18 protein-coding genes are annotated in these 22,602 nt (G+C 73.1%); 14 read left to right on the forward strand and 4 right to left on the reverse strand.

The window, feature by feature from the left end; translation table 11 throughout:
• Window positions 1-59: 59 nt before the first annotated feature.
• Entirely contained in the window at window positions 60-425 is a 366-nt protein-coding gene (locus tag ACF0H8_RS04075; RefSeq protein ID WP_395287713.1) for an STAS domain-containing protein, read from the reverse strand.
• Window positions 426-776: 351 nt separating this feature from the next.
• Between ACF0H8_RS04075 and ACF0H8_RS04080 the strand changes: the two genes are divergently transcribed.
• The gene (locus ACF0H8_RS04080; protein ID WP_395287714.1) at window positions 777-2,063 is read left to right on the forward strand and encodes an adenylosuccinate synthase; all 1,287 of its coding nucleotides are present in this window, start codon (window positions 777-779) and stop codon (window positions 2,061-2,063) included.
• 287 nt (window positions 2,064-2,350) lie between these two features.
• On the opposite strand, the gene ACF0H8_RS04085 is transcribed toward ACF0H8_RS04080, so the two are convergent.
• Window positions 2,351-3,829 (reverse strand): helix-turn-helix domain-containing protein, encoded by a 1,479-nt coding sequence (locus ACF0H8_RS04085; protein WP_395287715.1) that lies wholly within the window; start codon window positions 3,827-3,829, stop codon window positions 2,351-2,353.
• Between the two features lie 123 nt (window positions 3,830-3,952).
• On the opposite strand from ACF0H8_RS04085, the gene ACF0H8_RS04090 reads away from it, so the two are divergent.
• The gene (locus tag ACF0H8_RS04090) at window positions 3,953-5,797 is read left to right on the forward strand and encodes a phosphoenolpyruvate carboxykinase (GTP) (RefSeq protein WP_395287716.1); all 1,845 of its coding nucleotides are present in this window, start codon (window positions 3,953-3,955) and stop codon (window positions 5,795-5,797) included.
• Between the two features lie 125 nt (window positions 5,798-5,922).
• Window positions 5,923-6,432 carry a pyridoxamine 5'-phosphate oxidase family protein gene (locus tag ACF0H8_RS04095; RefSeq protein ID WP_395287717.1) on the forward strand — a complete coding sequence of 170 codons (510 nt, stop codon included), beginning with the start codon at window positions 5,923-5,925 and terminating at the stop codon, window positions 6,430-6,432.
• Here the strand turns inward: ACF0H8_RS04095 and ACF0H8_RS04100 are convergent.
• Complete coding sequence (locus ACF0H8_RS04100; protein ID WP_395287718.1) at window positions 6,422-7,132, reverse strand: LppM family (lipo)protein; 711 nt, start codon at window positions 7,130-7,132, stop codon at window positions 6,422-6,424. The genes ACF0H8_RS04095 and ACF0H8_RS04100 overlap by 11 nt on opposite strands.
• Window positions 7,133-7,248: 116 nt before the next feature.
• Between ACF0H8_RS04100 and purD the strand changes: the two genes are divergently transcribed.
• Complete coding sequence (purD, locus tag ACF0H8_RS04105) at window positions 7,249-8,526, forward strand: phosphoribosylamine--glycine ligase (protein WP_395287719.1); 1,278 nt, start codon at window positions 7,249-7,251, stop codon at window positions 8,524-8,526.
• 373 nt (window positions 8,527-8,899) lie between these two features.
• Here the strand turns inward: purD and gndA are convergent, their stop codons facing one another.
• Window positions 8,900-10,354, reverse strand: coding sequence for an NADP-dependent phosphogluconate dehydrogenase (gene gndA, locus ACF0H8_RS04110; protein ID WP_395287720.1), 1,455 nt, complete (start codon window positions 10,352-10,354; stop codon window positions 8,900-8,902).
• Window positions 10,355-10,522: 168 nt separating this feature from the next.
• Between gndA and ACF0H8_RS04115 the strand changes: the two genes are divergently transcribed.
• The 10 genes from ACF0H8_RS04115 (at window position 10,523) to ACF0H8_RS04160 (ending at window position 22,114) form a co-directional block, all read left to right on the forward strand.
• Entirely contained in the window at window positions 10,523-11,437 is a 915-nt protein-coding gene (locus ACF0H8_RS04115) for a phosphoribosylaminoimidazolesuccinocarboxamide synthase (RefSeq protein WP_395287721.1), read from the forward strand.
• Between the two features lie 145 nt (window positions 11,438-11,582).
• On the forward strand, window positions 11,583-12,698 hold the full coding sequence (locus ACF0H8_RS04120; protein ID WP_395287722.1) for a fatty acid desaturase family protein: 1,116 nt from the start codon (window positions 11,583-11,585) through the stop codon (window positions 12,696-12,698).
• A 168-nt stretch (window positions 12,699-12,866) separates the two neighbouring features.
• Complete coding sequence (locus tag ACF0H8_RS04125) at window positions 12,867-13,814, forward strand: nucleoside hydrolase (RefSeq protein ID WP_395290803.1); 948 nt, start codon at window positions 12,867-12,869, stop codon at window positions 13,812-13,814.
• A gap of 330 nt (window positions 13,815-14,144) precedes the next feature.
• Entirely contained in the window at window positions 14,145-14,978 is an 834-nt protein-coding gene (locus ACF0H8_RS04130; RefSeq protein WP_395287723.1) for an ABC transporter ATP-binding protein, read from the forward strand.
• A gap of 151 nt (window positions 14,979-15,129) precedes the next feature.
• Window positions 15,130-16,155, forward strand: a complete 1,026-nt coding sequence (locus ACF0H8_RS04135) for an aliphatic sulfonate ABC transporter substrate-binding protein (protein WP_395287724.1) — start codon at window positions 15,130-15,132, stop codon at window positions 16,153-16,155.
• Window positions 16,152-17,015 (forward strand): ABC transporter permease, encoded by an 864-nt coding sequence (locus ACF0H8_RS04140; protein WP_395287725.1) that lies wholly within the window; start codon window positions 16,152-16,154, stop codon window positions 17,013-17,015. Before ACF0H8_RS04135 ends, ACF0H8_RS04140 begins: the two co-directional genes overlap by 4 nt.
• On the forward strand, window positions 17,006-19,006 hold the full coding sequence (acs, locus tag ACF0H8_RS04145) for an acetate--CoA ligase (protein ID WP_395287726.1): 2,001 nt from the start codon (window positions 17,006-17,008) through the stop codon (window positions 19,004-19,006). The genes ACF0H8_RS04140 and acs overlap by 10 nt, the downstream gene beginning before the upstream one ends.
• Window positions 19,003-20,199 (forward strand): dimethylsulfone monooxygenase SfnG, encoded by a 1,197-nt coding sequence (gene sfnG, locus ACF0H8_RS04150; RefSeq protein WP_395287727.1) that lies wholly within the window; start codon window positions 19,003-19,005, stop codon window positions 20,197-20,199. Before acs ends, sfnG begins: the two co-directional genes overlap by 4 nt.
• Window positions 20,196-21,620: an O-acetylhomoserine aminocarboxypropyltransferase/cysteine synthase family protein gene (locus ACF0H8_RS04155; protein ID WP_395287728.1), complete on the forward strand. Its 1,425-nt coding sequence runs from the start codon at window positions 20,196-20,198 to the stop codon at window positions 21,618-21,620. Before sfnG ends, ACF0H8_RS04155 begins: the two co-directional genes overlap by 4 nt.
• Entirely contained in the window at window positions 21,617-22,114 is a 498-nt protein-coding gene (locus tag ACF0H8_RS04160) for a CoA-binding protein (protein ID WP_395287729.1), read from the forward strand. Before ACF0H8_RS04155 ends, ACF0H8_RS04160 begins: the two co-directional genes overlap by 4 nt.
• Window positions 22,115-22,602: the final 488 nt, after the last annotated feature.

Genomic DNA, 22,602 nt, shown 5'->3' on the forward strand with positions numbered 1-22,602 from the left:
CAGCGCTGCGGCAGCCTCCGGGAAGGACGGCCGGTGGGAACGGGTGGGGCGAGCTGCTCTCAGTGCGCGTTCTGCGGCACGTTGGCGTAGCCGGCCGCGCGGTCCTCGGGTGAGCAGCGGTGCTCGGGGTCGAGCCGGAAGAGGTCCAGCGCCCCGCACACCTCCAGCACGAACAGCTCCCGCTCGCTCGCGCCGCGCAGGACGGTGGCGCCGCCGCGACGGGCGGAGGCCTGGGCGAGGGCCATGAGGAACGCGGCGCCCGTGGAGTCCATGAACGTGACGTCGCACATGTCCAGGACGAGCAGCTGCCGACGCAGGCCGCTCACTCGCGCGGTGACCTCAGGGAACTGGCCCCGCTCCGCGAGGTCGAGGTCGCCCGCGATCGCGACCGTCGCCGTCGTGGACGACGCCGAGATCTGGATCATGCGCGCTTCCTTCGCCGGCCTGCCGAGAAGTCTTCTTCGGTGCTTGTCGAACGCGACGGCTCACGCCGCCACCATCCGAAACTAACGCGCTGCGCGGCCGGATGCACGTCGGGCGTGTCACCGGCGCCCTCCGGGACCGCCGTGGGGGCCGGTGGATGCCGCATCGGCTCGGTGACGTTGCCCACCAGGGTCTGTGAGAGCTGCGCGCGCCACTCGGCCGGCGGGACGTGCCGACGCCGCTCGCGGGGCCGGGGGTCCGCGGCCCGTCCACGGACGCCCGGGTGGTCCGCACGGTGTCCGGTAGCCTCGTCTGGGCGCCGACCGGCGTCCGGGAGTCCTGAGAGGATCGATATGCCAGCCGTGGTGGTCGTCGGAGCGCAGTGGGGCGACGAGGGCAAGGGCAAGGCGACCGATCAGCTCGGCACGCGCGTCGACTACGTCGTGAAGTTCAACGGCGGCAACAACGCCGGCCACACCGTGGTGGTCGGCGAGGAGAAGTACGCGCTGCACCTGCTGCCCTCGGGCATCCTCACCCCGGGCTGCACGCCCGTGATCGGCAACGGCGTCGTCGTCGACCTCGAGGTGCTCTTCTCCGAGATCGAGGGGCTGCAGGTGCGCGGCGTCGACACCTCCAGGCTGCTGGTCTCGGCGAGCGCGCACATCATCCCGCCGTACAACCGCACGCTGGACAAGGTCACCGAGCGCTTCCTCGGCAAGCGGCAGATCGGCACGACCGGCCGGGGCATCGGCCCCACGTACGCGGACAAGATGAACCGGGTGGGCATCCGGATCCAGGACCTGTTCGACGCGTCGATCCTGCGCCAGAAGGTCGAGGGCGCCCTGGCACAGAAGAACCAGCTGCTGGTGAAGGTCTTCAACCGCCGCGCCGTCGACGTGGACCAGACCACCGACGAGCTGCTCTCCTACGCCGAGCGCATCCGCCCGATGGTGGCCGACGCGTCCCTGGTGCTCAACGAGGCGCTGGACCGGGGCGAGACGGTCGTCTTCGAGGCCGGGCAGGCGACGATGCTCGACGTCGACCACGGCACCTACCCGTTCGTGACCTCCTCCTCCGCGACGGCGGCCGGGGCGTGCACGGGCTCAGGCATCGGCCCCACGCGCATCGACCGGGTCGTCGGCGTGATCAAGGCGTACACCACCCGCGTCGGGGAGGGGCCCTTCCCGACCGAGCTGCACGACGAGATGGGCGAGTTCTTGCGCCGGACCGGCGGGGAGTACGGCACCACGACCGGCCGTCCCCGCCGCACCGGCTGGTACGACGCCGTCGTCGCCCGGTACGCCACGCGGGTCAACGGCCTGACTGACCTGGTGATGACCAAGCTCGACGTGCTCACCGGGCTGGAGAAGCTGCCGGTGTGCGTGGCCTACGAGGTCGACGGGGTGCGCCACGACGAGATGCCGATGGACCAGTCCTCCTTCCACCACGCGAAGCCGGTCCACGAGGAGCTCGACGGCTGGTCGGAGGACATCTCCGGCGCGCGGACCTTCGAGGACCTGCCGGCCAACGCCCAGCGCTACGTGCTGGCGCTGGAGGAGATGAGCGGCACGCGCATTTCCTCGATCGGCGTCGGCCCGGACCGCGACGCCACGATCGTGCGCCACGACCTGCTCTCCTGACGCCCGCCCCGCCCGGGAGCGCCATCCCCCGGGGGCGAAGCGCCATTTCCGCGACATGTCATCTTCTCCGCGAGATGTCACCTGCTCCCTGACATCTCGGAACGGTATGGACCCGGGCTGGAAACTCCGCGCGAATCGAGAGTTCGGGCCTGGGTACGGCGCCGCTCCCGCTGAGGACGGCGACGTGCCCGGAACAGTTGAGGTCTCGAGGCGAAGTTGACGTTCCGGGGAGAAGTTGACGTCTCGGGGAGGAGTTGACGTCTCGCGGGCGGGGAGCGGGCGGGGCGTCAGCTCTCGTCGGGAGCGTGGGCCTGGAGGAACTCGTAGACCTCCGTGTCGTCCACCCCGGGGAAGGTGCCGGAGGGCAGCGGGCTGAGGACGTGCGCGTGCATCTTCGCGCTGGGCCACGACTTGTCCCGCCACCGGGCGATCAGGTCCGGGCTCGGGCGCCGGCAGCAGCTCTCGTCCGGGCAGGTGGACCGGGCCCGGCGGGTGGTCTCGCGCCCCCGGAACCACTTGGCGTGCGCGAACGGCACCCCCAGCGTGATGGAGAACTCCGCGTCCGTTGTCGCGCCCGTCTGCGTGCTGCACCAGTACGTGCCGGCCGGGGTGTCGGTGTACTGGAAGAACTCCGTGGTCCGGTCGCGGCGCGTGAACGCCGCGCGCGCGGCCCACTTCCGGCACAGCAGCTGGCCCTCGATGGCGCCGGTGGCGTCGGTGGGCAGCGGCACGCCGTCGTTCTCGTAGCCGCGGTAGAGCGCGCCGTCGCTGTTGGCGCGGATGAAGTGCACCGGGATGCCCAGCAGCGATGTTGCCAGGTTGGTGAAGCGCTGCGCCGCGGAGTGGTGCGTGACGCCGAACGCGTCGCGGAAGTCCTCCATGGCCAGGTCCTTGGCCGCCTTCTGCCGCTCCAGGAACGTGACGGCGGCGAAGCGCGGGACCAGGCAGCAGGCGGTGAAGTACGCCAGCTCCTGGCGCTGGCGGAGGAAGTCGCCGTAGTTCTTCGGGCTCTCGTGGCCGAAGATCCGGTGGGCCATGGCCTGCAGCGCGAGGGAGCGCAGCCCGTACCCGCCCGGGATGGACGCGGGCGGGAGGTAGATGCGGCCGTTCTCCAGGTCCGTGACCGTGCGGGTGGAGTGCGGCAGGTCGTCGACGTGGATGATGGTGAACCCGAGACGCTCCGCCATCTGCGACACCATGCGGTGGGTGAGCGCGCCGCCCGTGTAGCCCACGGACCGCACGAACTCCTCGGCGATCTCCTCGATCTCGGGCACGTAGTTGTTGCGCTCCTGCATCTCCAGGCGCAGCTCGGTGTTGATGCGCCGGGCCTCCTCGGGCGTCGCGATCGACGCCCGGGCCCGCCGCTCCAGCTCGCCGTGCAGGGCGACCAGCGACTCCAGGGCGTCCAGGGGCAGCCGCCGCCCCGGCCGCACGGGCGGCACCCCGAGCGAGGCGAACAGCGGCCCGCGCTGCGCCCGCTCCAGCGCGATCTCCAGCTGAGCCCGCCGGTCAGGCGGCGGCTCGACGCTCAGCAGCTGGGCGGCGGTGGTGCCGAGCACCTCCGCGATCGCGGTGAGGAGGGACAGCCGGGGCTCGCGCCGGCCGTTCTCCACCAGGGAGAGCTGGCTTGTCGTTGAGCCCACCGCGTCGGCGAGCTGACGCAGGGTCAGGTTGGCGCTCGTCCGGGCGTGCCGGATTCGGCGCCCGAGGACGAGCGGATCGGTGCCGTGTCTGGAAGTCTGTGTGACAGAGGTCTCGACGGCCATGGTTTGACAGTACCGAAACTTTGGCCGTTTTTACCACCAGGTCCGCGTTGAAGGGGGCCCGTAATGCACCGAGAGTGGATACAGGACGCGAGAGAGCGTGCCGATGGACCCTCGGAGGACAGCATGACGACGACTGACGCCCGACCCCGCACCGGCGTGCCTGTGACCGGCCTGCCGATCGACGACCCGGACCTGTACGCCTGGGTCCAGCAGATCGCGGCCCTGACCGAGCCCGACCAGATCTACGTGTGCGACGGCTCCCAGGAGGAGTACGACCGGTTCGCGGAGCAGCTGGTCGAGGCCGGCACCTTCATCAAGCTCAACGAGGCCAAGCGCCCGGGCAGCTACCTCGCCCGCTCCGAGCCCTCCGACGTCGCCCGCGTCGAGTCGCGCACCTTCATCGCCTCGGAGAAGGAGATCGATGCCGGTCCGACCAACAACTGGGCCGAGCCGACGGCGATGCGCGCCGAGCTCAAGGGGGTGTTCGCCGGCTCCATGCGCGGGCGCACCATGTACGTCGTCCCGTTCTCGATGGGCCCGGTGGGCGGGCCGATCTCCCGCGTGGGCGTGGAGCTGACCGACTCGCCGTACGTCGTCGTCTCCATGCGCATCATGACCCGCATGGGCGCCGCGGCCCTGGACCAGATCGACAAGGGCGCGGACTGGGTCCCCGCCGTCCACTCGGTCGGGTACCCCCTGCGCGACGCCGACGGCGCCACCCGCCCGGACGTCGCCTGGCCGTGCAACGACACCAAGTACATCGTCCACTTCCCCGAGACCCGGGAGATCTGGTCCTACGGCTCCGGCTACGGCGGCAACGCCCTGCTGGGCAAGAAGTGCTACGCGCTCCGCATCGCCTCGGTCCTCGGCCGCGACGAGGGCTGGATGGCCGAGCACATGCTCATCCTCAAGATCACCGGTCCGGACCAGCGGGTCTACCACCTCGCGGCCGCCTTCCCGTCCGCCTGCGGCAAGACCAACCTGGCCATGCTGCGCCCGACCGTCCCGGGCTGGAAGGTCGAGACCATCGGCGACGACATCGCCTGGATGCGGCCCGGCGAGGACGGCCGGCTCTACGCCATCAACCCCGAGGCCGGCTTCTTCGGCGTGGCCCCCGGCACCGGCGAGTCCACCAACCCGACGGCGATCGCGGCACTCGGCCACGACGTCATCTTCACCAACGTGGCCCTGACCGACGACGGCGACGTGTGGTGGGAGGGGCTGACCGACGAGGTGCCCGAGCACCTCGTCGACTGGCAGGGCAACGACTGGACGCCCGGGTCCGGCAGGCCCGCAGCGCACCCGAACTCCCGGTTCACCGTGCGCGCGGACCAGGCGCCGTCCATCGCCCCGGAGTGGGAGGACCTCGGTGGTGTGCCGATCGACGTCATCCTCTTCGGCGGGCGCCGCGCCACCAACGTCCCGCTCGTGGCCGAGGCCTACGACTGGGAGCACGGCGTGTTCATCGGCGCCACCGTCTCCTCCGAGCAGACCGCGGCCGCCGAGGGCGCCGTCGGCTCGCTGCGCCGCGACCCCTTCGCGATGCTGCCCTTCTGCGGCTACAACATGGCCGACTACTGGGGCCACTGGCTGGAGATGGGCGAGAAGCTCGGGACGAAGGCGCCGCGCATCTTCCAGGTCAACTGGTTCCGCAAGAGCGCCGAGGGCAAGTACCTCTGGCCCGGGTTCGGCGAGAACTCCCGCGTGCTGGAGTGGGCCCTGCGCCGGGTCAACGGCGAGGTGGACGCGGTGGACGCGGCCACCGGCCGCCTGCCTCGCGCCGGGGACCTCAACCTCGAGGGCCTGGACGTGAGCGAGCAGCAGCTCGCCGAGCTGTTCGCGATCGACCCGGCCAGCTGGACCGCCGAGGCCGACCTGACCGAGGAGTACTTCGCCCAGTTCGGCGGCCGGCTGCCGGACGCCATGACCGACCAGCTGGCGCGGCTGCGCGAGCGCCTGGAGAAGTGACGGCGACTGCCTGACCGATCGCCGGCCGGCCGGTCCGCATGCCGCGGGCCGGCCGGCCCCGTCTGCGCCCGGCCCGATCGAAGTCGGGACTCCCGCCGCGCCGCCGCGGCGCCTACCGTGTCGGCATGGGTGAGCCACGCGCGGAACGCCCCTACATGCCCGACTACGGCGTCGGCGCCGGCCGGTGGGAGGCGCTGCCGTGGTCCTGGGCCGCGGAGCGGCTGGCCGGGTCCCGCAGTTACTGGGTGGCCACCGCCTCCGGGGCGGGCCAGCCGCACACCCGCCCGGTGTGGGGCGTGTGGGAGGACGGCGAGCACCGGTTCGCGTTCTCCTGCGGCCCGCACTCCCGCAAGGCGGCGGACCTGGAGGCCAACCCGCGCGTGGCGTTCGCCGTGGACGACACCGTCGAGTCCCTCTCCCTGGAGGGGCGGGCCGTCACGGTGGTGGACCACGCCCGGCGCGAGACCTGGATCGGCCGCTACCTGGCCAAGTACCAGCGGGTCGCGCCCGGCCTGGGCGCGGACTTCCTCAGGCAGAACCTGCTGGTGGAGATCGCACCCACCCGTGCGTTCGCCGTCATCGACCGCGAGGGCGAGCTCGCCGAGCGCGCGACCAGGTGGCTCTTCACCGCCTGACGCTGACCGCGCGCACCACCGCGCCGGCCACGCCGAGGAGGACGACGGCGAGGAGCACCCACCACAGCCACGCCATGTCGCCGCTGCCGGGGCGCTCGGCGGACGGCGCGTCGCCGGTGGGCTCGTCGGCGGTGCCCGTCCCGGCGTCGGTCGGCGCGATACCGGCGCCCGCCGCCCCGGTGGCGGTGACCCCGGCCGCCAGTGCCTCCGGATCGGTCCAGGTGACCGTGCTTCCGGTGACGTCGCCGCCGCCGGCGTCGAGGACGGGCCCCGGGAACGTGACGGCGAGCGTGGTCTCCAGGCCGGGCAGCGAGCGGAGGTCCTCGCCGAGGCCCGGGTCGCCCGCCAGCGTGAAGGTGTAGACCTCGCCCGTGCGGGTCAGCGACATCCCCTCCGCGCGCATCTCCTCCAGCGGCGCGTCCTCGACCGAGACGGCGCAGCCGACGTCGCCGCCGGCGGTGATGTCCTCGATGGCGTAGTCCACGTCCGGGACGGCGTCGTCGTCGGCGAGGTCGTCCACGACGTCGGCACAGTCCGGGTCCTCGCGGCCCACCGTGCCGGAGAGGTCCAGCATCGTGACGGCCATGTCGACCGTGTCGTCGGGGCCGACGGCGACGTCGGCCTCCACGCGCAGGCACCCGGCCAGCGCGAGCGACGCCGCCAGGAGGGCGGCGGTCCGGGCGCCGGTGCCGGTGCGCACAGCAGGACGGTAGCGCGCGGAGCGAACCCGGGCAGGCGGACGGCGAGCGGCCGGAGGGTGCCCGGGGCGTGGACGGCCCCGCGGGCGGCGCGACCGCCGCCAGTAGGCTCTGGCGGGTGAGGATCCTGCTCGTGGGGTCGGGCGCGCGCGAGCACGCCCTGGCCCGCGCCCTGGCCCGTGACCCCCAGACCGAGGCGCTCGTCGTCGCCCCCGGGAACCCCGGCACCGCGGCGGTCGCAACCAACGTCGACCTGGACGTCCTCGACGGGGCGGCCGTGGTGGCCGCCGCCCGGAAGATGGCCGCCGACCTCGTCGTCATCGGGCCCGAGGCGCCCCTGGTCGCCGGTGTCGCGGACGCCGTGCGCGAGGCCGGCATCGCCTGCTTCGGCCCCGGCGGCGACGCCGCCCGGCTCGAGGGCTCCAAGGCCTTCGCCAAGGAGGTCATGGCGGCGGCCGAGGTCCCCACCGCGCTGGCGCGGGTGTGCACCACGCTGGAGCAGGTGGCCGACGCGCTCGACGCGTTCGGCGCCCCGTACGTGGTCAAGGACGACGGCCTCGCGGCCGGCAAGGGCGTCGTGGTGACGTCCGACCGGGACGCGGCGCTGCAGCACGCCCGCGCCTGCCTGGCCAAGACGGGCGGGGACGCCGCCACCCAGGGCGAGCCGGCCGTCGTCGTCGAGGAGTACCTCGACGGCCCGGAGATCTCTCTGTTCTGCCTGTGCGACGGCGCCGCCGTGGTGCCGCTGGAGCCCGCGCAGGACTTCAAGCGCCTGGGCGACGGCGACTCCGGGCCGAACACCGGCGGCATGGGCGCGTACTCGCCGCTGCCGTGGGCGCCCGCCGGGCTGACCGCCGAGGTGGTCGAGCGCGTGGCGACGCCCGTGGTGGCCGAGATGGCACGGCGCGGCACGCCGTTCGTGGGGCTGCTGTACTGCGGGCTGGCGCTGACCTCCCGCGGCCTGCGCGTGGTGGAGTTCAACGTCCGGTTCGGCGACCCGGAGACGCAGGTGGTGCTCGCCCGCCTGGAGTCCTCGCTGGGTGAGGCGCTGATGGCCGCGGCCACCGGGCGCCTGGACCAGGCGGAGAGCCTGCGCTGGACCGACGACGCCGCCGTGACGGTGGTCGTCGCCGCCCACGGGTACCCCGGAAAGGTCCGCAAGGGCGACCCGATCACCGGCGTCGACGAGGCCGAGGAGCTCGACGGCGTCCACGTCCTGCACGCGGGCACCTCGCTCGACGGCGAGGGCCGGCTCGTCAGCGCGGGCGGCCGGGTGCTCAGCGTCGTCGGGACGGGCCCGGACATCCAGGCCGCGCGGGCGACGGCCTACGCCGGCGTCGAGCGCATCGCCCTGGACGGCTCCCAGCACCGGTCGGACATCGCCGCCGGGCGCTGACCCGCGGAGGCCGCCCGCAACGATCGGCGTGGCGCCATGCGGCCGGCCCCTCTGCGGCAACACACCGGCGAGATGTCATCTTCTCCCCGAAATGTCACGGGGGTGAGCACGTCCTTCGCGAGCACACGGGCGGGCCGATGGCACGCTCGCGACGCGGCGCGGAGCGACGCAGCCTCATCGCTGCCGACGTCGTCGAACCGGGCGAGGAGGGGGACATGTCTCGCGGCACAAATGACGTCTGGGGGAGGGGATGACGTCTGGGGGAGGAGATGACGTTTCGCGGAAGCGTCTCGCGCCCCACGGGGCTTGGCGACGAACACAACGGGCCGCCCGGCAGTGCCGGGCGGCCCGTTTCGCGTGACGGGTCAGTCGGTCAGGACTGCTTCTCCTCCGACCGGTCGCCGGACCACAGGGTGTGGAACACGCCGTCGGCGTCCACGCGGTGGTAGGTGTGCGCGCCGAAGTAGTCGCGCTGGCCCTGGATGAGCGCGGCGGGCAGGCGCTCGGCGCGGATGCCGTCGTAGTAGCTCAGCGAGGAGGCGAACGCCGGCGTGGGCACGCCGTTGAGCGCGGCCTGGGAGACGACGCGGCGCCAGGCGGCGACGCCGTTGCCCACGGCCTCGGTGAAGTACGGGTCGGCGAGCAGCAGGGGCAGGTCCGCCTGGCGCTCGTACGCCTCGGTGATGCGGTTGAGGAACTTCGCGCGGATGATGCAGCCGCCGCGCCAGATGCGGGCCATCGCGCCGCGGTCGATGTCCCAGCCGAACTCGTCGCTGGCCGCGGCGATCTGGTCGAAGCCCTGCGAGTAGGCGACCACCTTGGAGGCGTAGAGGGCCTGGCGCACGTCCTCGATGAAGGCGGCGCGGTCCTCGACCTCCCACGTGCCGGCGTTGGCGGGCAGCGCCTTGCGGGCGGCCTCGCGCTGCGGCACGGAGCCGGAGAGGGCGCGGGCGAAGGTGGCCTCGGCGATGCCGGTGATCGGCACGCCCAGGTCGAGGGCGTTCTGCACCGTCCAACGGCCGGTGCCCTTCTGCTCGGCCTGGTCCAGGACGATGTCCACGAACGCCTTGCCGGTCTGCGGGTCGGTGTGCTTGAGCACGTCCGCGGAGATCTCGATGAGGAAGGACTCCAGGTCCCCGGAGTTCCACTCCTCGAAGATCTCGCCGATCTCGGCGGCGGAGGCCCCCAGGCCCTGGCGCAGCAGGTCGTAGGCCTCGGCGATCAGCTGCATGTCGGCGTACTCGATGCCGTTGTGCACCATCTTGACGAAGTGGCCGGCGCCGTCGGGGCCGACGTGCACGCAGCACGGGACGCCGTCGACCTGCGCGGAGATGGACTCGAGCATCGGGCCGAGGCGGTCGTAGGACTCCTTGGTGCCGCCGGGCATGATGGACGGGCCGTTGAGCGCGCCCTCCTCGCCGCCGGAGACGCCGGAGCCGACGAAGTGCAGCCCCTTCTCCTTCAGCGTCTGCTCGCGGCGGATGGTGTCCGGGAAGTGCGCGTTGCCGGCGTCGACGATGATGTCGCCGGGCTCCATGTGCTCGGCCAGCTGGTCGATGACGGCGTCGGTACCGGCGCCGGCCTTCACCATGATGACGGCGACGCGGGGCTTGGCCAGGGAGGCGACGAAGTCCGCGATCGACTCCGACGGGACGAAGCTGCCGTCGTCGCCGTGCTCCGCCACGAGGCGCTCGGTCTTGGCGTAGCTCCGGTTGTGGATGGCGACGGTGTGCCCGTGGCGCGCGAAGTTGCGGGCCAGGTTCGAGCCCATGACCGCCAGGCCGGTCACGCCGATGTCTGCCACACCGACGGGCTTCTCGCTTGCCATGTCTCGGTTCCTCCAGGGTCGGGGAGATGCTCACGGTTTCCCGCAAGACGGTACGCGGTCGGCCATGGACCCACCGTCCTGGTGCCATGAGTTGCCTGTGAGAGGCTCGCCACTCGCATCACGGGACGCATTCCGCACCCGGGGGGCCGTGCTGCCAGGATGAGGGACATGACCACCGCTGGGGGGAGCGCCCCCGACCTCGAGGGCTGGACGCACACCTACTCGGGCAAGGTGCGGGACCTGTACGTGCCGCGGGAGGCCTCGGGCGCCGAGGGCGACGTGGTGCTGGTGGTCGCGTCCGACCGCATCAGCGCCTACGACTACGTCCTGCCCACCACCATCCCGGACAAGGGCAAGATCCTCACCGCCATGAGCCTGTGGTGGTTCGACCAGCTCACCGACGTCGTGCCGAACCACGTGGTCTCCCTCGACGTGCCCGACGAGGTCGCCGGGCGCGCGATGATCTGCCGGCAGCTGCGCATGTACCCGATCGAGTGCGTCGCCCGCGGGTATCTCACCGGGTCCGCGATGACGGAGTACCGGGCGTCGTCGTCGGTGTGCGGCGTCCCGCTGCCGCCGGGGCTGGTGGAGAGCGAGAAGCTGCCGGAGCCGATCTTCACGCCGGCCGCGAAGGCGGAGGTCGGCGAGCACGACGAGAACATCACCTTCGAGCAGACGGCCGAGCGGGTGGGGCCGGCCGTCGCCCGGGGGCTGCGCGAGACGACGCTGGCCGTGTACGCCCGCGCCGCGCGGATCGCCGCGGCCCGCGGAATCCTGCTGGCGGACACCAAGCTCGAGTTCGGCGCCTCGCCCCAGCCCGGCGAGCCCGACGTGGTCCTCGGTGACGAGGTCCTCACCCCGGACTCCTCACGCTTCTGGGGCGCCGCCGACTACACCCCCGGCCGGCCCCAGCTCAGCTTCGACAAGCAGTTCGTGCGGGACTGGCTCGTCTCGCCCGCCTCCGGCTGGGACCGCGGCGGTGCGGCGCCCCCGCCCGAGCTGCCGCACGAGGTCGTCGAGCGCACCCGCGAGCGGTACGTCGAGGCCTACGAGCAGCTCACCGGTCGGCGGTTCGAGGCCTGATCAAGCCGGGCGGCGCGCCACGAGGGTTACGCAACCGTAGGTTCCGGTATCGCCTCAGGTGGTTCCGTGCCACACTCGACGAGGCGGACGGTTCTGTCCGCCAGTGCGGCCCAGGTCGCGCCCCCTCGACCACCAGGAGGCGGCCTTGAGCCAGACCCTCACCCGATCCCCTCTCGCCGACGAACCGGCCGGCCCCGGCCGTCCGCCGCGCGGGGCCGCGCGCGAGCGGCAGGTCAGCGACTTCACCACGCTCACCCAGCGGGTGCAGGCCGCCGGGCTCATGCGCCGGGCGTACGGCTACTACTGGTCGAAGCTGATCGGCCTCACCGCCGCGGGCCTGGCCCTCGCCGTCGGCTTCGTCGCCCTCGGCGACACGTGGTGGCAGATGGGCACGGCCGTCGTCCTGGCGCTGCTGATGACGCAGATCGCCTTCGTCGGCCACGACGCCGCGCACCGGCAGATCTTCGTCTCCGGAAAGTGGAACGAGTGGGTCTCGCTCATCGTCGTGAACCTCTTCGCGGGCATGGGCCTGGGGTGGTGGCAGCGCAAGCACAACAAGCACCACGCCGCCCCCAACAAGCTCGACGCGGACCCCGACATCGCCCCCGGCGTGCTCGCGTACACGCCGCAGGCCGCCGAGGCCCGCAAGACCCGCCTCACCAGGTGGCTGGCCACCAAGCAGGGCTGGTTCTTCTTCCCCCTGCTCCTCCTCGAGGGCGTCAATCTCCACGTGCAGGGCATCAAGCGGGTGCTCGGGCGCGGGGAGGTCAAGCGCCGCTGGGTCGAGCTGTCCTTCATCGCCTTCCGGCTCGTCAGCTACTTCGCCCTGGTGTTCCTCGTCCTCTCCCCGGGCAAGGCCGCCGCCTTCATCGGCGTCCAGCTCGCGGTCTTCGGCCTCTACATGGGCCTGTCCTTCGCGCCCAACCACATCGGCATGCCGATCGTGCCGCCGACCGTGAAGATCGACTTCCTGCGCCGGCAGGTGCTCATGAGCCGGAACATCTCCGGCGGGCGCTGGGTGGACACGTTCATGGGCGGCCTGAACTTCCAGGTCGAGCACCACCTGTTCCCCTCGATGGCCCGGCCGAACCTCCGCAAGGTGGCCCCCATGGTGCGCGCGTACTGCGAGCAGCTCGAGGTCCGGTACACCGAGACCTCGATCGCGCAGAGCTACCGCGCCGTGGCGACCTACCTCAACCGGGTGGGTCGCGGCGGGCTGGACGTGTGGGCCTGCCCGCTGGCGGTGCAGTACCGGGTCTGAGGCGCCACGGCGGCAGCGCGCAGCGCGGCGGCACCTTCCGGCGGCCGCCCGGAGGCACGGGCACGGCGCCACCGGCCACGCGCCACCGGCCACGCGCCCACCGGCGTCGGGAGCCCCGGCGCCCACCGGCCGGCGCCCGGCTGAGAGGATGCCCGGGTGAGCAACGCCATGACCGCCGGGCCGCGCACGATCGTCCTGGACTGCGACCCCGGCCACGACGACGCGATCGCCCTGCTCCTCGCCGCCGGCCACCCCGGGGCCGAGATCGCGGCCATCACCACCGTCGGCGGCAACCAGACGCTCGAGAAGGTCACCGGCAACGCCCTCGCCGTCGCGACCGTCGCCGGCCTGGACGGCGTGGTCGTCGCGGCCGGCTGCGACCGTCCGCTGGTGCGCGACGCCGTCCTGACGGACCCGCGCACGCACGGCGCCAGCGGCCTGGACGGGCCCGAGCTCCCGGAGCCGACCGTGCCGCTGGACCCGCGGCACGGCGTCGACGTGATCGTCGAGACCGTCATGTCCCACCCGGCCCGCACGGTCACCCTGGTGCCGACCGGGCCGCTGACCAACATCGCCACCGCGCTGCGCCGCGAGCCGGCCATCGCCGCCCGGGTGGCGGAGGTCGTGCTCATGGGCGGCGGCTACTCCAAGGGCAACGTCACCGCCGCCGCGGAGTTCAACATCTACACCGACCCCGAGGCCGCCCACGTCGTCTTCTCCGCGCCGTGGCGGGTGACCATGGTCGGCATCGACCTCACGCACCAGGCCCTCGCCACACCGGACGTCGTCGAACGGTTCCGAACCCTGGGCACGACGGCGGGCCGGTTCGTCGTCGACCTGCTCGACTTCTTCGGCCCCGCCTACCGGGCCAAGCAGGGGTTCCCCGCCCCGCCGGTGCACGACGCGTGCGCGGTGGCGCGAGTCCTGGACCCCGGCGTCATGGCGGTGCGGCAGGCGCACGTCGATGTCGAGCTGCGCGGGGAGCACACCACCGGCATGACGGTCACCGACTTCGCCGGCCGGGACGGGCGCGCGCTCGAGCACCTCGTGGCCACCGAGCTGGACGTCCCCCGGTTCTGGGACCTCGTCGTCGGCGGCATCGCCGAGCTGCGCTGACACCCCCCGACCACCAGGTGGGGCCGGCCGTCGGGACAGGCCCGGTGCCGCGGGCACCGCTGCGCCCACGCGCGGCCGCCTGGTGGCCCTGCGGCCAGAAGCCCATGACGATGCCGGCGTGCGGAAGGGGGCCCGCCGCGCGCGCCGCGGCGGCTGCCCACCATCTGGTCACGCGGGGGATCCACCCCCTGCGGCGTCTCACGCACCGGGATATCCCCGGCGCCGCCCCCGGCCACGCGCGCGCCGCCCGTCACAGTGGACGCGTGCCGCCCGGCGGGGAGGCGCACGCGCGGAGCCCTGCGCACCCCGACGGCGCACGAGGAGGACGAGATGGCCGCCCAGCTGGCACCCGCACGGACGTCGTCGTCGATGCCCACCTCGCCCGCGCTCGAGGTCGCCTTCAGCGGCCTGGGCCGCGCGTTCGGCCGGAATGCCGCGGCCCGCACCGTGCTGCGCGACGTCGACCTGCGGGTGCGTCCCGGGGAGATCCTCGCCATCCTCGGCGCCAGCGGCTGCGGCAAGTCGACCCTGCTGCGGCTGGCGGCCGGGCTGGAGACGCCCACGGCGGGCAGCGTGCGCATCGACGGCACGGCCGTCGCCGGGATCGACTCCCGCTGCGCCGTCGCCTTCCAGGAGCCGCGGCTCCTGCCGTGGCGCACCGTCGAGGCGAACGTGGCCGTCGGCCTGCCGCACGGCGCCGGCGCGGCGGGACGGGCGCGGGTCACGCGGCTGCTCGGCCTCGTCGGGCTGGGCGACTTCGCCGGGCACCGGCCGCGGGAGATCTCCGGCGGGATGGCGCAGCGCGCCTCGCTCGCCCGGGCGCTGGCGCGCGACCCCGGCGTGCTCCTCCTCGACGAGCCCTTCGGTGCACTGGACGCCCTGACCCGGCTGAAGATGCAGGACCTGCTCCTCGACGTCCACGAGGCGGCCCCCACGACCGTCCTGCTGGTGACGCACGACGTGGACGAGGCGCTGTACCTTGCCGACCGCGTCGTCGTCCTGGGCCCCTCCGGCGACCGCGAGGGGGCCACCGTCACGCAGGTCCTCGAGGTCCCCGGCGGGCGCCCGCGCGACCGCGGCTCGGCCCGGCTCGCGGAGCTGCGCCGCTCCCTGCTCGAGTGTCTCGGCGTCGCCAGCCACGCCCGTCCGGCCCCCACCGCCTGACGCGCGGGCGAACGCCGCCGAGCGGCGAGCCCGCGTCGACGGCGTCCCGGCGCCGTCGCCCACGCCGCCCCCGCCCACCGCGCCCGACGGCGCCCCCCATCCCTTCGCGGCCCCCGCCGCGGCCCAGCCCCCACAATCGAAGGACCCGACCATGACCCGGACCCCCCTGGCCGTCGCGGCCGCCGCCTCCGCCGCCCTGCTCCTCGCCGGCTGCGTGGCCGGCGAGGACGCCCGGCCCGCCAGCGCCGGCACCGCCGCCGCCCAGAGCGGCGGCGAGCTCAGCATCGACTTCGCCACCTACAACCCGCTCTCCCTCGTCATCAAGGAGAAGGGCTGGCTCGAGGACGCGCTCGCCGACGACGGCGTCGAGGTCAGCTGGATCCAGTCCGCCGGGTCCAACAAGGCCAACGAGCTGCTCCGCTCCGGCGAGCTCGACGTGGGCTCGACCGCGGGCTCCGCCGCGCTGCTGGCCCGCTCCAACGGCTCGCCGATCAGGACGATCGACATCTACTCCCAGCCCGAGTGGGCCGCGCTGGTCACCACCCCGGACTCCGGCATCGACAGCGTGGACGACCTGCGCGGCAAGCAGGTGGCGGCCACCAAGGGCACCGACCCGTACTTCTTCCTCGTCCAGTCCCTCGAGGAGGCCGGGGTCGACCCGTCGGAGGTGACGATCCAGAACCTGCAGCATGCCGACGGCCGGGCGGCGCTGGAGTCCGGCGCCGTGGACGCCTGGGCCGGGCTCGACCCCATCATGGCGGCGGCGGAGCAGGCCGGGAACGTGCTGTTCTACCGCAACGTCGACTTCAACACCTACGGCTTCCTCAACGCCACCGAGTCGTTCCTTCAGGAGCAGCCGGAGGTCGCGCAGACCGTCGTCGACGCCTACGAGCACGCCCGGGCGTGGGCGCAGGAGAACCCGGAGGAGACGGCGGCCATCCTCGCCGACGTCGCCGGCATCGACCCGGCGGTCGCGGCCGCGGTCATCGAGCGGACGACGCTCGACGTCGACCCCGTCCCCGGCCGTGCGCAGCACGACGTGCTGAGCGCCGTGGGCCCGATCTTCGTCGAGACCGGCGACGTGGCCGACCAGGCCCAGATCGACGAGGCCCTGAGCAGCCTCTTCGACGACTCCTACGCGAAGAAGGCCGACCCCGACGCGATCGGCGCGGCATGAGCGCGCTCCACGGCCCCGGCGCCGTCGGCAAGGCCTCAAAGCTCGTCGCGCGGCCCTCCACCGACGCGGCCACGATCACGTCCGCCGCGGTCGGCAGGGCCCCGCGCCGCCTCGCCCCGGTGCGGGTGCTGCTCGGGCTGCTCGTGCCGGCCGCGCTGCTCGCCGGGTGGCAGCTCGCCTCGGCGGCCGGCTGGCTCGACCCGACCACGCTGCCCGCCCCGATCACCGTCCTGAGCGCCGCCGGCGACCTCCTCGAGCGCGGGCAGCTGGGCGTCCACGTGGCGATCTCCACCCAGCGGGTGCTGCTCGGGTTCCTCAGCGGCGCCGCCGCCGGGCTGGCCGCCGGGGCCGTCATCGGGCTCTCCCGCTGGGCGGAGGCGCTGTTCGCGCCGACGATCGGCGCGTTCCGGGCGGTCCCGTCCCTGGCGTGGGTGCCGCTGCTCCTGCTGTGGATCGGCATCGGGGAGAACTCCAAGGTCACCCTCATCGCCATCGGCGCGTTCTTCCCGGTGTTCACGACGGTCTCCATGGCGCTGCGGCACGTGGACCGGCACCTCGTCGAGGCCGGGCGCGCCTTCGGGCTGCGCGGGGCGCGGCTGTTCACCACGGTGCAGCTGCCGGCGGTGGTCCCGTCGGTGGTCTCCGGGCTGCGGCTGGCGCTGGCGCAGTCCTGGCTGTTCCTGGTGGCCGCCGAGCTGCTGGCCTCCTCCATGGGCCTGGGCTTCCTGCTGACCGACTCCCAGTACAACGGCCGGGTGGACCGGATGCTCCTGGCGATCGTGCTGCTCGCCGTCCTCGGCAAGCTCACCGACGCCGTACTGGGGCTCTTCGAGAGATGGGCGATCAAGAGATGGGCGTGATCACGACCGGCACGACGGCGCCGCGGCGCCACCAGGCCGCGGCCGACCCGGCCGAGCAGGCCCGTATCGCCTACTGGGAGGAGCAGGCCCGCCGGCTCGACTGGGTGACCCCCTGGCACACCGCGCACACCTGGCGCCCCGCCGAGCCCACCGGCGAGCTGGACGCCGACGGCGAGCCGGTGCTGTCCGTGCCGCGGATCGAGTGGTTCGCCGGCGGCACCCTCAACGTCGCGCACAACTGCGTCGACCGGCACGTGGCGGCCGGCCGCGGGGACAAGGTGGCCCTGTACTTCGAGGGTGAGCGGGGGGACCGGCGTGCCATCACCTACGCCGAGCTGCAGCGGGAGGTCTCCCGCGCCGCCAACGCCCTGACCGCGCTGGGTATCGGCAAGGGCGACCGCGTGGTGGTCTACCTGCCGGTCATCCCCGAGACGATCGTCATCACGCTCGCCGTGGCGCGGATCGGCGCCATCCACTCCCTGGTGTTCGGGGGCTTCTCGGCCGAGGCGCTGAGGTTCCGGGTGGAGGACACCGGAGCCAAGCTGCTGGTGACCACCGACGGGCAGTTCCGCCGCGGCAGGGCGGTGCCGGTCAAGGCCGACGCCGACGCCGCCGTCGCCGGCGAGAACGCCGTCGAGCACGTGCTCGTGGTCCGCCGGACCACGAGCCCCGGCGAGGAGCACACCGTGGCGTGGACGCCGGGCCGGGACCTGTGGTGGCACGAGGTGGTCGACGCCGCGAGCGACGTGCACGTGCCCGAGGCGTTCGACGCCGAGACGCCGCTGTTCATCATGTACACCTCCGGCACCACCGGGAGGCCCAAGGGCCTCGTGCACACCTCCGGCGGCTACCTCACCCAGGCCTCCGCCACCCACGACCTGCTCTTCCACCCCGACCCCGCCCGCCGCGACCAGGACGTCCACTGGTGCACCGCCGACCTCGCCTGGGTCACCGCCCACACCTACGAGATCTACGGGCCGCTGTCGAACGGCGTCACCCAGGTGATCTACGAGGGCACCCCGGACACCCCGCACCCCGGCCGGCACTTCGAGATCATCGAGCGCTACGGCGTCACCAGCTACTACACCGCCCCGACCCTGGTGCGCTCCCTCATGGCCGCCTTCCCCGACGGCCCGGGCGACCGGTGGGACCTCGGCACCGTCCGGGTGCTCGGCACCGTCGGCGAGGCCACCAACCCCGAGGCGTGGCGCTGGTTCCGCGGGCACGTCGGCGCCGGCACCGCGCCCGTGGTGGACACCTGGTGGCAGTCCGAGACGGGCGCCACGGTTCTCTCGCCCCGGCCCACCGACGCCGAGTTCAAGCCCGGCTGCGCCGCCCGCCCGCTGCCCGGGGTCAGCACCCGGATCGTCGACGACGAGGGCCAGGAGGTGCCGCCCGGCGTGCAGGGCTACATCGTCGTCGAGAAGACGGGGCCCGCCATGGCACGCACGGTGTGGGGGGACCCCCAGCGCTACCTCGACTCCTACTGGCGCAAGTTCGCCGCCCAGGGCTGGTTCCTGGCCGGGGACGGCGCCCGGTACGACGAGGACGGCGACACGTGGATCCTCGGCCGCATCGACGACGTCCTCAACGTCGCCGGGCACCGCTTGTCCACCATCGAGATCGAGTCGGCCCTCGTGTCCCACCCGTGGGTCGTCGAGGCCGGCGTCGCCCCCACCGCGCACCCGCGCACGGGGCACGCCGTCACCGCCTTCGTGGTGCTGCGGCCGGAGGCCGGCGGCACACCCGCCACGGAGATCACCGAGGCCCTGCGCGCCCACGTGGCTCGCGAGATCGGGCCCATCGCCAAGCCGGCGGACGTCGTCGTCGTCCCCGACCTGCCCAAGACCCGCTCCGGCAAGATCATGCGCCGGCTGCTCACCCAGCTCTACGAGGGCACCCCCCTGGGCGACACCACGTCGCTGCAGAACGAGCCGGCCGTCGGCGCCATCGCCGCGGTGCTCGCCGCCCGCACGGAAGGACAGTCATGACCACCCTCGACCTCAGCACCCCCCTGAAGTTCGCCTACTGGGTTCCCAACGTCTCGGGCGGCCTGGTGGTCTCGACCATCGAGCAGCGCACCAGCTGGGACTTCGAGTACAACAAGACCCTCGCCCGCATCGCGGAGAACAGCGGCTTCGAGTACGCCCTCAGCCAGACCCGGTACGCCGCCAGCTACGGCGCGGACAAGCAGCACGAGGCGACGAGCTTCTCCCTCGGCCTGCTCCTGGCCACCGAGCGGCTGAAGGTCATCGCCGCCGTCCACCCCGGCATGTGGCACCCCGGCGTGCTGGCGAAGTTCGTCATCACCGCCGACCACCTCTCGAACGGCCGCGCGGCGGTGAACGTCGTCTCCGGCTGGCTCAAGGACGAGTTCACGGGCTTCGGCCTGCCCTGGCTCGAGCACGACGAGCGCTACGTGCGCACCGAGGAGTTCATCCGGGTGCTGCGCGGGCTGTGGACGCAGGATCACTTCTCGTTCCCGGGGAAGTATTACGACATCAAGGACTTCACGCTGAACCCGTCCCCGGTGGCGGTCCCCGGCCGGCCGCACCCGGAGATCTTCTTCGGCGGCAACTCCACCGCGGCCCAGGCGGCCGCGGGTCGCACCGCGGACTGGTACTTCTCCAACGGGCGCGACATCGACGGCTTCAGGGAGAACATCGCCGGTGTCACCCGCGCGGCCGCCGAGGCGGGCCGCCGCCCCCGGTTCGGGCTCAACGGGTTCGTCATCGCCCGGGACAGCGAGCGGGAGGCGAAGGAGACGCTGCGCGAGATCGTCGCCAAGGCCCACCGGCCCGCCGTCGAAGGCTTTGCCGCCGCCGTCAAGGAGGCCGGGCAGTCCACCAAGGACGGCAAGGGCATGTGGGAGGACTCCACGTTCGAGGACCTGGTGCAGTACAACGACGGCTTCCGCACCCGGCTCATCGGCACCCCGGAGCAGATCGCCGAGCGGATCGTCGCCTACAAGGAGATCGGCGTGAACCTCTTCCTCACCTGCTACCTGCACTTCCAGGAGGAGGTCGCCGCGTTCGGGCGGGACGTGCTGCCGATCGTCCGGGAGCTGGAGGCGGACCTGGCCCGCCGGCACGGCACCGAGCTGAACACCGATCTGCTGCCGGCGGTCGACCTTTCCGCGGCCGCCGCAGTCACCACCTCCCCGAAGCTGGCGGTGGCCCGATGAGCGACCGCCAGTTCGGGTTCCGCACCCGCGCCCTGCACGCCGGCGGCACCCCCGACGCCGTCCACGGCGCCCGGGCCGTGCCGATCTACCAGAGCACGTCCTTCGTGTTCAAGGACGCCGACGACGCCGCGAACCTCTTCGCGCTGCAGAAGTACGGCAACATCTACTCCCGCATCGGCAACCCCACCGTGGCGGCCTTCGAGGAGCGCATCGCCTCCCTCGAGGGCGGCATCGGGGCGGTGGCGACCGCGTCGGGCATGGCGGCGGAGTTCATCACGTTCGCCGCGCTCACCGGCGCCGGGGACCACATCGTCGCCTCCTCCCAGCTGTACGGCGGCACCGTGACCCAGCTCGACGTCACCCTGCGCCGCTTCGGGGTGGAGACGACGTTCGTGCCCGGCACCGACCCGGCCGACTACGCCGCGGCGATCCGGGAGAACACCAAGGCCGTCTACGCCGAGGTGGTCGCGAACCCGTCCGGGGAGATCGCCGACATCGCCGGCCTGGCGGAGGTGGCGCACGCCGCCGGGATCCCGCTGGTCCTCGACGCCACCCTGTCCACGCCCTACCTGGTGCGGCCCATCGAGCACGGTGCGGACATCGTCATCCACTCCGCCACGAAGTTCCTCGGCGGGCACGGCACCACGCTGGGCGGCGTCGTCGTCGAGAGCGGCCGGTTCGACTGGGGCAACGGCAAGTTCCCGCAGCTGACCGAGCCGGTGCCCTCGTACGGCAACATCTCGTGGTGGGGAAACTTCGGGGAGTACGGCTTCCTGACCAAGCTGCGCTCGGAGCAGCTGCGAGACATCGGCCCGTCGCTGTCCGCGCAGTCGGCGTTCCAGCTGCTGCAGGGCGTCGAGACGCTGCCGCAGCGCATGGACGAGCACCTGCGCAACGCCCAGGCGGTCGCCGAGTGGCTCGAGAGCGACGAGCGGGTCACGTACGTCAGCTACGCCGGGCTGCCCTCGCACCCGCACCACGAGCGCGGGCGGCGCTACCTGCCGCTCGGCGTGGGGTCGGTGTTCTCCTTCGGCGTGCGCGGCGGCCGGGCGGCCGGCGCGGCGTTCATCGAGGCGCTCCAGCTCGCCAGCCACCTGGCGAACGTCGGCGACGCCCGCACGCTCGTCATCCACCCCGGCTCGACGACGCACCAGCAGCTCTCGCCCGAGCAGCTGGCCGCCGCCGGCGTGCCGGAGGACCTCATCCGCATCTCGGTGGGGCTGGAGGACCTCGACGACATCCTGTGGGACCTCGACCAGGCGCTCACCGCCGCGCAGCAGGCGGCGGCCGGCCGGGGCGCCGCCGCCGGCGAGCCCGGGGCCGCGGGCCTCGCGGAGGGCGCGTCCTCCCTCGCCGGCGTGCCGGTCCCGGCCGCCCAGGCCTGCGCCCTGCCCGCCGCCCAGAACGGAGCACACCGATGACGACGACGGACGTCCGCACGTGGGAGGGACCCTCGGCCACCGAGCGGCTGCGCATCCTGCGCTCGGCGCGGTCCATCGCGATCGTGGGGGCGTCGAACAAGCCGTCGCGCGCGTCGTACTTCGTGGCCACGTACCTGCTGTCCTCCACGCGGTACCGGGTGTACTTCGTCAACCCCGCGGTCGACGAGGTCCTCGGGCAGCCGGCCTACCCCTCGCTGGCGGACCTGCCCGAGGTGCCGGACCTCGTCGACGTCTTCCGCAAGCACGACGACCTGCCGGGGGTGCTGGACGAGGCGGTGGCCGTGGGCGCGAAGACGCTGTGGCTGCAACTCGGCTCCTGGCACGAGGACGTCGCGCGGGCGGGTGAGGCCGCCGGGCTGAACGTGGTGATGGACCGCTGCGTGAAGATCGAGCACGCCCGGTTCCACGGCGGGCTCAACCTCGCCGGCTTCAATACCGGCGTCATCTCGTCCAAGCGGCAGGTGCTGGCCTGAGCGCCGGCTGAGCGCGGGCACTCGGGTGGGGGCGGCCCCCTCGCTGACAGCTCGCCAGACAGTGGTCCGGGTGTCGAGACAGGGGGTTCGCGTCGAATCAGTGGGTATCGCCCCCCTGTCTCGACGCGAAGCCCCTGTCTCGACGCGAAGCCCCTGTCTCGACGCCGGAGCCCGCTCGCTCGGCGTCATCGATGGCCGTTCGTCCGCGCCGCGGTCCTGTCGTTCGTGGCGGTGGTCCTCGGTGACTCGGCCGAGAATGTCCAAACTGCTCGTTTGATCGCCGAATAGGAAGTTAAGGCATTCTCGGCGGGTCTCGGGTCTCGGGTCTCGGGTCTCGGCGGGTCTCGGGTCTCGGGCTGCGTTCCTCGGTCGCCGGACCCATCGCCAGAGCGGCCCCACCGCGCTGTGTGGCGGCGCTCACCGGTCGTCTCACCGCCGGGACAGCCCCGGCCGGAGCCGCGCCCGAGCCGCTACCCTTGTTGCGCCGC

This window comes from Georgenia sp. AZ-5, from assembly GCF_043952095.1.
Classification (GTDB): domain Bacteria; phylum Actinomycetota; class Actinomycetes; order Actinomycetales; family Actinomycetaceae; genus Georgenia.

What these genes read in the sequence shown, in the direction of transcription:
- ACF0H8_RS04075 (WP_395287713.1), bottom strand. Translation starts at nt 425, where the DNA reads ATGATCCAGATCTCGGCGTCGTCCACGACGGCGACGGTCGCGATCGCG.
- ACF0H8_RS04080 (WP_395287714.1), top strand. Translation starts at nt 777, where the DNA reads ATGCCAGCCGTGGTGGTCGTCGGAGCGCAGTGGGGCGACGAGGGCAAG.
- ACF0H8_RS04085 (WP_395287715.1), bottom strand. Translation starts at nt 3,829, where the DNA reads ATGGCCGTCGAGACCTCTGTCACACAGACTTCCAGACACGGCACCGAT.
- ACF0H8_RS04090 (WP_395287716.1), top strand. Translation starts at nt 3,953, where the DNA reads ATGACGACGACTGACGCCCGACCCCGCACCGGCGTGCCTGTGACCGGC.
- ACF0H8_RS04095 (WP_395287717.1), top strand. Translation starts at nt 5,923, where the DNA reads ATGGGTGAGCCACGCGCGGAACGCCCCTACATGCCCGACTACGGCGTC.
- gndA (WP_395287720.1), bottom strand. Translation starts at nt 10,354, where the DNA reads ATGGCAAGCGAGAAGCCCGTCGGTGTGGCAGACATCGGCGTGACCGGC.
- ACF0H8_RS04115 (WP_395287721.1), top strand. Translation starts at nt 10,523, where the DNA reads ATGACCACCGCTGGGGGGAGCGCCCCCGACCTCGAGGGCTGGACGCAC.
- ACF0H8_RS04125 (WP_395290803.1), top strand. Translation starts at nt 12,867, where the DNA reads ATGACCGCCGGGCCGCGCACGATCGTCCTGGACTGCGACCCCGGCCAC.
- ACF0H8_RS04130 (WP_395287723.1), top strand. Translation starts at nt 14,145, where the DNA reads ATGGCCGCCCAGCTGGCACCCGCACGGACGTCGTCGTCGATGCCCACC.
- ACF0H8_RS04135 (WP_395287724.1), top strand. Translation starts at nt 15,130, where the DNA reads ATGACCCGGACCCCCCTGGCCGTCGCGGCCGCCGCCTCCGCCGCCCTG.
- ACF0H8_RS04140 (WP_395287725.1), top strand. Translation starts at nt 16,152, where the DNA reads ATGAGCGCGCTCCACGGCCCCGGCGCCGTCGGCAAGGCCTCAAAGCTC.
- acs (WP_395287726.1), top strand. Translation starts at nt 17,006, where the DNA reads ATGGGCGTGATCACGACCGGCACGACGGCGCCGCGGCGCCACCAGGCC.
- sfnG (WP_395287727.1), top strand. Translation starts at nt 19,003, where the DNA reads ATGACCACCCTCGACCTCAGCACCCCCCTGAAGTTCGCCTACTGGGTT.
- ACF0H8_RS04155 (WP_395287728.1), top strand. Translation starts at nt 20,196, where the DNA reads ATGAGCGACCGCCAGTTCGGGTTCCGCACCCGCGCCCTGCACGCCGGC.
- ACF0H8_RS04160 (WP_395287729.1), top strand. Translation starts at nt 21,617, where the DNA reads ATGACGACGACGGACGTCCGCACGTGGGAGGGACCCTCGGCCACCGAG.